General features: G+C 74.7%; 1 protein-coding gene. It reads right to left on the reverse strand.

Annotated features, from left to right (window positions below; genetic code table 11):
• Window positions 1-4: 4 nt before the first annotated feature.
• Window positions 5-10,291: an SDR family NAD(P)-dependent oxidoreductase gene (locus ACZ47G_RS16515; RefSeq protein WP_465743188.1), complete on the reverse strand. Its 10,287-nt coding sequence runs from the start codon at window positions 10,289-10,291 to the stop codon at window positions 5-7.
• Window positions 10,292-10,302 lie beyond the last annotated feature (11 nt).

Genomic DNA, 10,302 nt, shown 5'->3' on the forward strand with positions numbered 1-10,302 from the left:
TCGGTCAGCGGTCGCTCAGACGGCCGAGCTCGTTGTCGATGAAGGCCAGGACCTCGTCCGCGCTCGCTGCTTCGAGCCGCTCCGCAATGGCGTCCTCGGCATTCTGCGCGTCCTGGTTTCGCAATTTCTCCAGCATTCGGCGCAGCCGGAGCGAAACCGCGTTGCGGGTCGCCTCGTCGGTGTCCGGGTCGGCCAGCGCCGCGTCCAGCCGGTCGAGTTGGCCGAACAGCGCGGCACCGTCCGCGGCGTCCTGCTCGTCCAGGAGCACGCCCAGCAGGTGTGCGCCGAGGACGGCGGACGTCGGGTGGTCGAAGACCAGGGTGGCCGGGAGGCGCAGGCCGGTGACGGCGGTCAGGCGGTTGCGCAGTTCCAGTGCCGTCAGGGAGTCGATGCCGAGGTCGTGGAAGTCCCGTTCGGCGGCGACGGCCTGCGGCGAGGCGTGGCCCAGGACGGCCGCCGCCTCGGCTCGGACCAGGTCGACCACGTGGCGCAGCCGGTCGGCCTCGCGCAGCTCGCTGAGACGGGCGGCGAGCGCGGCCACCGCGCCGGTGCGGCCGCCGGTGGACTCGGCCGTGCGGCGGGCGCCCCGGACGAGGCCGCGCAGCAGCGCGGGTACGGTGCCGGGCATCCGGGCCGGGCCGGCGGCGCGGCCGATGGGGACGAGGTAGGGCTCGTCGAGGCCCATGGCGGCGTCCAGCAGGGCCAGGCCCTGTTCCTCGGTGAGGGGCGGGACGCCGGTGGAGTGGATGCGGTGCAGGTCGGCCTCGGAGAGGGTGCCGGTCATGCCGGCGGTGGGCATCCAGGCACCCCAGCCCAGCGACTGGGCGGGCAGGCCCTGCTGGTGGCGCCAGTGCGCGAGGGAGTCCAGGTAGACGTTGGCCGCGGCGTAGTTGCCCTGACCGGCGCTGCCCATCACACCCGAGATGGAGGAGAACAGGACGAAGGCCTTGAGGTCCTGATCCTCGGTCAGCTCGTGCAGGTTCCAGGCGGCATCGACCTTCGGGCGGAGGACAGCCGACAGCCGCTCCGGGGTGAGCGCCGTGACGACGCCGTCGTCCAGCACACCGGCCGCGTGCACGACACCGCTGATCGTCCGGCCGTCCAACGCCTGGGCGAGCGCCTCGCGGTCGGCCGCGTCACACGCCACCACCTCGGCCCGGGCCCCCAGCCCCGCCAGCTCGGTCACCAGCTCGGACGCGCCCCCGCGACGGCTCAGCAACAGCAGCTCACGCACACCGTGCTCGGCCACCAGATGCCGGGCGACCACACGACCCAGACCACCGGTACCACCCGTGATCACCACCGTGCCCGTGCCCCAGCCCTGCGAGGGTGAGCCGGGGGCCACTCGGGCCAGCCGGCCCACCCGGACGGCTCCGGCCCGGGCGGTGAACTGGAAGTCTCCGCCGTCCAGTTGCGTGGACAGCACGGGCAGCGCCGCCTTCACGTCCGACGCGCGCTCGACGTCCAGCAGGGCGAACCGGCCCGGGTTCTCCGCCTCGGCCGCCCGGACGAGACCCCAGACCGCACCGCCGACCAGGTCCGCGATCTCACTGCCCGGCACCGCGCCCCGGGTGACGAACACCAGGCGGGCGTCGGCGAAGCGCGGCTCGGCCAGCCACTCCTGCACCAGGCCCAGCACCCACGCCGTCACCTCGTGCACGGCCTCCGGCGTCGCACCGCCCGTCACCGGCACGAGCACCACCTCCGGCGCCTCGCCGGTCACCTCGGCGAGCGACGGCACGCCCTCGCCCAGGGTGACGGCCCGCACGGGCCCGGTGGCCCGCGCCGCGACGTCCACCCAGTCGAGCCGCAGCAGCGCCCCGCCCGGTCCGGTCCGCTCGGCCACCGCGGCCGGCTCGCCCAGCGTCAGCGATCCCGCCGACAGCACGGGACCGCCCTCCGCGTCCGCGACCTCGACGGACACCTGATCCGTGCCCGTCCTCGCGACCCGCAGCCGCACGACGGCCGCACCGCTCGCGTGCAGCGCCACATCACGCCAGTCCGTGGGCACCAGACGTACGGCGTCGTCCGCCCCGATGAGGGCCGCGAGCTGGACGGCCGCCTCCAGCAGCGCCGGGTGCAGCCCGTACGGCGCCGCGTCCTCGGCCCGGCCCGGCAGGACGGCCTCCGCGAACACCTCGTCGCCCCGCTGCCACACCGCCTGCAGCGTGCGGAACGCCGGGCCGTGGTCCAGCGGGTCGTGGCAGGACGCCGGATCCACGGCGACCGCGTCCGCCGGGGGCCAGGCGGAGGTGTCGAAGCCGCCTTCCCGGTCGCCGGTGGCGAGCGTGCCGGTGGTGAGCGTGCCGGTGGTGAGCGTGCCGGTGGCGTGGCAGGTCCAGGGACCGTCCACCGCGTCCTCCGACCGGGCGTAGCAGCTCAGCGGGCGCGTCCCGGCCCCGTCCGGCGCACCGGCCACCAACTGGACGACGACGGCGCCGTCCTCGGGCAGCACCAGCGGCTCGGCGAGCGTCAGCCGCTCGACCCGGTCGCAGGACACCTGGTCGGCGGCGCGCACGGCCAGCTCCAGGAACCCGGTCGCCGGGAAGACGGCCACACCACCCACCCGGTGGTCACCCAGCCACGGCTGCGCCTTCAGCGACAGCCGGCCGGTCAGCAGCACGCTGCCCGAGTCGGCCGGGGAGACCACCGCACCCAGCAGCGGGTGCTCGGCCGAACGCAGGCCCGCGCCCGTCACGTCGCCCGTGTGCACGGCCTGGGCGGGCCAGTACCGCTCGTGCTGGAAGGCGTAGGTCGGCAGGTCCACCCGCCGGGCGCCGGTGCCGTCGAAGACCCGGGCCCAGTCGACGGGCACGCCGACGACATGGAGACGGGCGAGCGCCGTCAGCAAGGTGCCCTCCTCCGGCCGGTCGGCGCGCAGCGCGGGAGCCGCGACGTGATCGGTGCCCTCGTCGGGGTGCTGCGCGGCGAGGTTCTGCTCGGCGAGGGCGGTGAGCACGCCGCCGGGGCCGAGCTCCAGGTAGTCCGTGGCACCGGCCGCGTCGAGGGCGCGCACGCCGTCGGCGAAGCGGACGGCCTCACGGACGTGGCGCACCCAGTAGTCGGGAGTGGTGACGTCTACGCCGCCGAGTTCACCGGTCAGGTTGGAGACCAACGGGAGCGAAGGGGCCTGGTACGTCAGCCCGTTGAGCACCTCACGGAAGTCCGCCAGCATCGGATCCATCAGCGGCGAATGGAACGCGTGCGAGACCCGCAACCTCGTCTTCCTGCGGTCGGCGAAGTGCGCCTCGATCGCCGAGACCGCCTCCTCCGCCCCCGAAACCACCACCGAAGTCGGACCGTTGACCGCCGCGATCGACACCAACTCGCCCAACAGCGGCAGGACTTCCTCCTCCGTCGCCTGCACGGCGAGCATCGCGCCACCGGACGGCAGCGCCTGCATCAACCGGCCGCGAGCAGCCACCAGCGCGCAGGCGTCCTCCAGCGAGAACACCCCCGCCACATGCGCCGCCGCCACCTCACCGATCGAGTGCCCGGCCACGAACTCGGCGCGGACGCCCAGCGATTCGACCAGCCGGAACAGCGCCACCTCGACCGCGAACAACCCCGCCTGCGCGAACTCCGTACGATTCAGCAGCTCCGCATCCGAACCCCACACCACCTCCCGCAGAACCGGGTCAAGCGCCCCGCACACCTCGTCGAAGGCCCGGGCGAACACCGGGAACCTGTCGTACAACTCCCGCCCCATGCTCAGACGTTGGGCACCCTGCCCGGAGAACAGCAGCGCCGTCCGGCGCTCGCCGTCGGCCACGCCCCGGGCCACCTCGGCGCCGTCCAGCAGCACCGCCCGGTGCCCGAACCGCGAGCGGCCCGCCAGCGACAGCCCGATGTCCACCGGCGAGCCGGTCGACGACCCGGCGAGCCCGGCCAGTTGCGCGTCCAGGGCGGCCTCCGACGCGCCCGAGACCACCCACGGCACCACACCCGGCGCGATGCCCGCCTCCCCGGCCCGCACAACCGCAGGCGCCTGCTCGACGATCACGTGGGCGTTCGTCCCGCTGATCCCGAACGACGAGACCCCGGCCCGGCGCGGGTGCCCGGCCTCGGGCCACTCGCGCGCCTCCGTCAGGAGCTGCACCGCGCCCGCCGACCAGTCGACGTGCGAGGACGGCGCGTCGACGTGCAGCGTCTTCGGGAGCACCCCCGCCCGCATCGCCTCCACCATCTTGATGACGCCCGCGACCCCGGCCGCCGCCTGGGTGTGCCCGAGGTTGGACTTCACCGAGCCGAGGAACAACGGGAGTTCGCGGTCCTGACCGTAGGTGGCGAGCAGCGCCTGCGCCTCGATCGGGTCGCCCAGCGTGGTTCCCGTGCCGTGCGCCTCGACGGCGTCGACCTCGGCGGCCGACAGCCCAGCGTTGGCCAGGGCCTGGCGGATCACCCGCTGCTGGGACGGCCCGTTGGGCGCCGTCAGCCCGTTCGACGCACCGTCCTGGTTGACGGCGCTGCCGCGCACGACCGCCAGCACCGGGTGCCCGTTGCGGCGCGCGTCCGAGAGCCGCTCCAGCACCAGCACGCCCGCGCCCTCCGACCAGCCCGTCCCGTCGGCGCCGTCGGCGAACGCCTTGCAGCGCCCGTCCGTCGCGAGCCCGCCCTGCCGGGTGAAGCCGAGGAAGCTCATCGGCGTGGACAGCACGGTCACACCACCGGCCAGGGCGAGGGTGCACTCGCCGCTGTTGAGGGACTGCGCGGCGAGGTGCATCGCCACCAGTGAGGAGGAGCAGGCCGTGTCGATCGTGAGCGCCGGGCCCTCCAGGCCGAAGCAGTACGAAATCCGGCCCGAGATCACGCTGTTGGCCAGCCCGGTGCTGGCGTGGCCCTCCACCTCCTCCCGGGAGTTCATCACCAGCGAGGCGTAGTCCTGGCCCGTCGTGCCGACGAAGACGCCCGTCCGGCTGCCGCGCAGCGCGGTCGGGTCGATGCCCGCCCGTTCGAAGGCCTCCCAGGAGGTCTCCAGCAGGAGCCGCTGCTGCGGGTCCATCGCGAGGGCCTCGCGCGGCGAGATGCCGAAGAAGCCGGCGTCGAAGTCCCCGAGGCCGGCCAGGAAGCCGCCCTGCCGGGTGGCGCTCACGCCGTGGCCGGTGCCGAAGAGCGCGTCGAGGTCCCAGCCGCGGTCGGTCGGGAAGCCGGTGATGCCGTCGCGGCCGTCGCTCAGGAGCCGCCAGAGGTCCTCGGGGGTCCGCACCCCGCCGGGCAGGCGGCAGGCCATGCCGACGATCGCGATCGGCTCGCCCGCGTCGGCGGCGGTGACGGCCGCCGGGGCCGCCGAGTCGTGCTCTTCGTCGAGGAGTTCCCCGAGGAGGTGTGCGGCGAGGGCATGCGGGGTCGGGTAGTCGAAGACCATGGTTGCCGGGAGTCGGAGCCCGGTGACGTCGGCGAGGCGGTTGCGCAGCTCGATCGCGGTGAGCGAGTCGAAGCCGAGCTCCCGGAACTCCCGCCCGGGGTCCACTGCTTGGCCCGAGGCGTGGCCGAGGACGCCGGCGGCCTCGGTGCGGACCAGGTCGACGAGGTGACGCGGGCGGTCGCTCTCGCGCAGCTCGTACAGGCGGGCGGCGAGCGCCGCACCCGTGCCCGTGCTGCTCGCGGCGGTGCGGCGCCCGGCGGGCAGCAGGGCGCGGAACATCGTCGGCACCTCGCCGCGCGGGCGGGCGCCGGCGGCCATCCGGCCAGTCGCGACCAGGTACGGCTCCTCGACGGCCATGGCGGCGTCGAGCAGGGCGAGACCGTCCTCCTCGGTCAACGGCGGGACGCCGGAGGAGCGGATGCGGTGCAGGTCGGCCTCGGAGAGCGTCCCCGTCATACCGGCGGTGGGCGTCCACGCGCCCCAGCCCAGCGACTGGGCGGGCAGACCCTGCTGGCGGCGCCACTGCGCGAGGGAGTCCAGGTAGACGTTGGCCGCGGCGTAGTTACCCTGACCGGCGCTGCCCATCACACCCGAGATGGAGGAGAACAGGACGAAGGCCTTGAGGTCCTGGCCCTTGGTCAACTCGTGCAGGTTCCAGGCGGCATCGACCTTCGGGCGCAGGACGGCCGACAGCCGCTCGGGCGTCAGCGCGCTCACCACGCCGTCGTCCAGCACACCGGCCGCATGCACGACACCGCTGATCGTCCGGCCGTCCAAGGCCTGGGCGAGCGCCTCGCGGTCGGCGGCGTCACACGCCACCACCTCGGCCCTGGCCCCCAGCCCGGCCAGCTCGTCCACCAGCTCGGACGCGCCCCCGCGACGGCTCAGCAACAGCAGCTCACGCACACCGTGCTCGGCCACCAGATGCCGGGCGACCACACGACCCAGACCACCGGTACCGCCCGTGATCACGACCGTGCCCGCGCCCCAGCCCTCGGACGAACCGCCACCCTCGGCTCGGGTCAGCCGGCCGACGCGCACCGCACCGTCGCGGACCACCACCTGCGGCTCGCCCACGGCCAGTACCGCGCCCAACGGCAGGTCGGCATCCGCATCCACGAGCACGAACCGACCCGGGTTCTCCGACTCGGCCGCCCGCACCAGGCCCCAGACCGCGGCGGCGGCCAGGTCCGTGACCTCACCCACCGCGCCCCGAGTGACGAACACCAGGCGCGCGTCGGCGAAGCGCGGCTCCGCGAGCCACTCCTGCACCAGACCCAGCACCCACGCCGTCACCTCGTGCACGGCCTCCGGCGTCGAACCACCCGCCACCGGGACCAACACCGCACCCGGAACCGACTCCGGCAACTCGGCGAGCGAGGCGACCTCCACGCCGAGCGTCACGGACCGGACGTCCACCGGCCGGGCGGGCGCAGCCTCGACCCACTCCAGCCGCAGCAGCGACCCGTTCGCCGTACGGAAGGCGACGGCCGGCTCGCCCAGCTCGACGGATTCCGCCGACAGCACGAGCTCGCCCGCCGCGTCGGCGAGGGCCAGCGACACCGTGTCCGCGCCCGTCCGCACCAGCCGGGCCCGCACCACCGTGGCACCCGTGGCATGCAGCGACACCCCGGACCAGGCCACCGGCACCAGCCCCCGGCCGTCCGCCCGCAGGACGGCGGCCAGCAGCGCCGGGTGCAGGCCGAACCCGGAGGCCGAGCCTGCCAGTTCGGCCTGGAGCTCCGCCTCGGCGAAGATCTCCTCGCCACGCCGCCAGACGCCCGCGCCGTCCTCGACGGCGCCGGTCGGCGGCCAGACCGCCGCGTCGAATCCGGCACCGCGCGCACCGGTGGTCAGCACCCCGGTGGTCAGCACTCCGGTGGTCAGCACTCCGGTGGCGTGCTCGGCCCAGGGCTCGTCGAGCCCGCCGTCGGGGCGCGAGAAGAACGTCACCGTCCGCGCGCCCGACTCGTCCGGCGCGCCCGCCCGGACCTGGACCATCGTGCCGCCGCCGGGGCCGAGGGCGAGCGGCCGGGTGACGGCGAGCCGCTCGACCCGGTCGCAGCCGACGTGGTCGCCGACCCTGATCGCCAGTTCCAGGAACCCGGCCGCCGGGAAGACGTCCCCGTCGCCGTCCCACGTCGCCGCGCCGGGCGAGAGCCGGCCGGTGAAGACGACACTGTCCGTGCCCGCGAGCGGCACGGCCGCCCCGAGGAGCGGGTGGTCCGCCGCCAGCAGACCGGCGGAGGCGACGTCGCCGACGCCGCTGCCCAGGGCGGGCCAGTAGTGCTCGTGCTGGAAGGCGTACGTCGGCAGGTCGACGCGCCGGGCGCCGGTGCCGTCGAACAGCCGGGCCCAGTCGACCGGGACGCCGGTGACGTGCAGACGGGCGAGGGCCGTGACGAGGGCCTGCTCCTCGGGCCGGTCCCGGCGCAGCAGCGGGAGTGCCGGGGCGTCCACGGTCTGCTGGACAAGGGCCGACAGCACGCCGTCGGGGCCCAGCTCCAGGAAGTCGGTGGCGCCCGCCGCACGCAGCGCCCGGACGCCGTCGGCGAAGCGGACGGCCTCGCGAACATGGCGCACCCAGTAGTCGGGGGTGGTGACGTCTACGCCGCCGAGTTCACCGGTCAGGTTGGAGACCAACGGGATCGAAGGGGCCTGGTACGTCAGCCCGTTGAGCACCTCACGGAAGTCCGCCAGCATCGGATCCATCAGCGGCGAATGGAACGCGTGCGAGACCCGCAACCGCGTCGTCTTGCGGTCGGCGAAGTGCGCCTCGATCGCCGAGACCGCCTCCTCCGCCCCCGAAACGACCACCGAAGTCGGACCGTTGACCGCCGCGATCGACACCAACTCACCCAACAGCGGCAGGACTTCGTCCTCCGTCGCCTGCACCGCCAGCATCGCACCACCCGACGGCAGCGCCTGCATCAACCGACCACGAGCACGCACCAGCGCGCAGGCGTCCTCCAACGAGAACACCCCCGCCACATGCGCCGCCGCCACCTCGCCGATCGAATGCCCGGCTACGAACTCCGGCTCCACGCCCAGCGATTCGACCAGCCGGAACAGCGCCACCTCGACCGCGAACAACCCCGCCTGCGCGAACTCCGTACGGTTCAGCAGCTCCGCGTCCGAACCCCACACCACCTCCCGCAGCACCGGGTCAAGCTCCCCGCACACCTCGTCGAAGGCCCGGGCGAACACCGGGAACCGGGCAGACAACTCCCGCCCCATCCCCAACCGCTGCGACCCCTGCCCCGAGAACAGGAATGCCGTCGACCGCTCCCCCGCCACGCCCCGCGCAACCTCGGCACCGTCCAACAGCACCGCCCGGTGCCGGAACCGCGACCGCCCGGCCAGCGACAGCCCGACGTCCATCGGCGAGCCGCCCGCCTCCGCGAGCCGCTCCAGCTGCGCGTCCAGCGCCGCCGCCGACTTCGCCGAGACCACCCACGGCACCACGCCCGGCGCCACTCCCGGCGCCCTGCCCAGTCCCTCCGGCTGGTCCACGACGGGCGCCTGCTCGACGATCACATGCGCGTTCGTCCCGCTGATCCCGAACGAGGACACCCCCGCCCGGCGCGGCCGCTCGTCCCCCGGCAGCTCGTTCCCCGGCCACGCGCGCGCCTCCGTCAACAGCCGCACCGCGCCCGCCGACCAGTCCACCCTCGTGGACGGCGTGTCCGCGTGCAGCGTCTTCGGCAGCACGCCCGCCCGCATCGCCTGCACCATCTTGATCACGCCCGCGACCCCGGCCGCCGCCTGGGCGTGGCCGAAGTTGGACTTGACCGAGCCCAGCCACAGCGGCCGGTCGTCCGCCCGCCCCTGCCCGTAGGTGGCGAGCAGTGCCTGCGCCTCGATCGGGTCGCCCAGCGGCGTGCCCGTCCCGTGGCCCTCGACGACGTCGACCTCACCGGCCGACAGCCCCGCGTTGGCGAGCGCCTGCCGGATCACCCGCTGCTGCGCGGGGCCGTTGGGCGCGGTGAAGCCGTTGGACGCACCGTCCTGGTTCACCGCCGAGCCCCGGACGACCGCGAGCACCCGGTGCCCGTTGCGGCGGGCGTCCGAGAGCCGCTCCAGCACCAGCACGCCGACGCCCTCGGCCCAGCCCGTCCCGTCGGCCCCGTCGGCGAACGCCTTGCAGCGCCCGTCCGAGGCCAGTCCGCCCTGCCGGGAGAACTCCATCAGCGAGCCGGGCGTCGCCATCACGTTGACGCCGCCCGCGACGGCGAGCGTGCACTCGCCGGCCCGCAGTGCCTGGACCGCCCAGTGCAGGGCGACCAGCGAGGACGAGCAGGCGGTGTCGACCGTCACCGCCGGGCCCTCCAGCCCGAGGGTGTAGGAGAGGCGGCCGGAGAGCGCCGAGGCGGCGATGCCGGTGCCGATGTCGCCGGTGGCGTCGGCCAGGGAGCGCACCAGCAGGTAGGCGTAGTCCTGGCCGTTGGTGCCGAGGAAGACGCCGGTGCGGCTACCGCGCAGCGCCGCCGGGTCGAGCCCGGCCCGCTCGAAGGCCTCCCAGGAGGTCTCCAGCAGCAGGCGCTGCTGGGGGTCGGTGGAGACGGCCTCGCGCGGCGAGATGCCGAAGAAGTCGGCGTCGAATCCGGACACCGAGTCGAGGAAGCCGCCGCGCCGGGAGACGCGGGTGCCGCGCTCGTCGACGCCGGCGTCCGCCAGGGCGCCGAGGTCCCAGCCGCGGTCGGCCGGGTAGCCGCCGGTGGCGTCGGTGCCGCTCGCCACGAGGTCCCAGAGGTCCTCGGGCGAGGCGACGCCGCCGGGGTAACGGCAGCCCATGCCGATGACGGCGACGGGTTCGGCGGCCGAGGCCAGCAGCTGCCGGTTCTCCTTGCGCAGCCGTTCGGTCTCCTTCATCGAGGACCGGAGAGCGGCGACTACCTTGTCGTGGGGCGTGGTCGGCGAGGTCATGAGCTGCTCCG

The organism is Kitasatospora sp. NPDC030952, assembly GCF_055571335.1.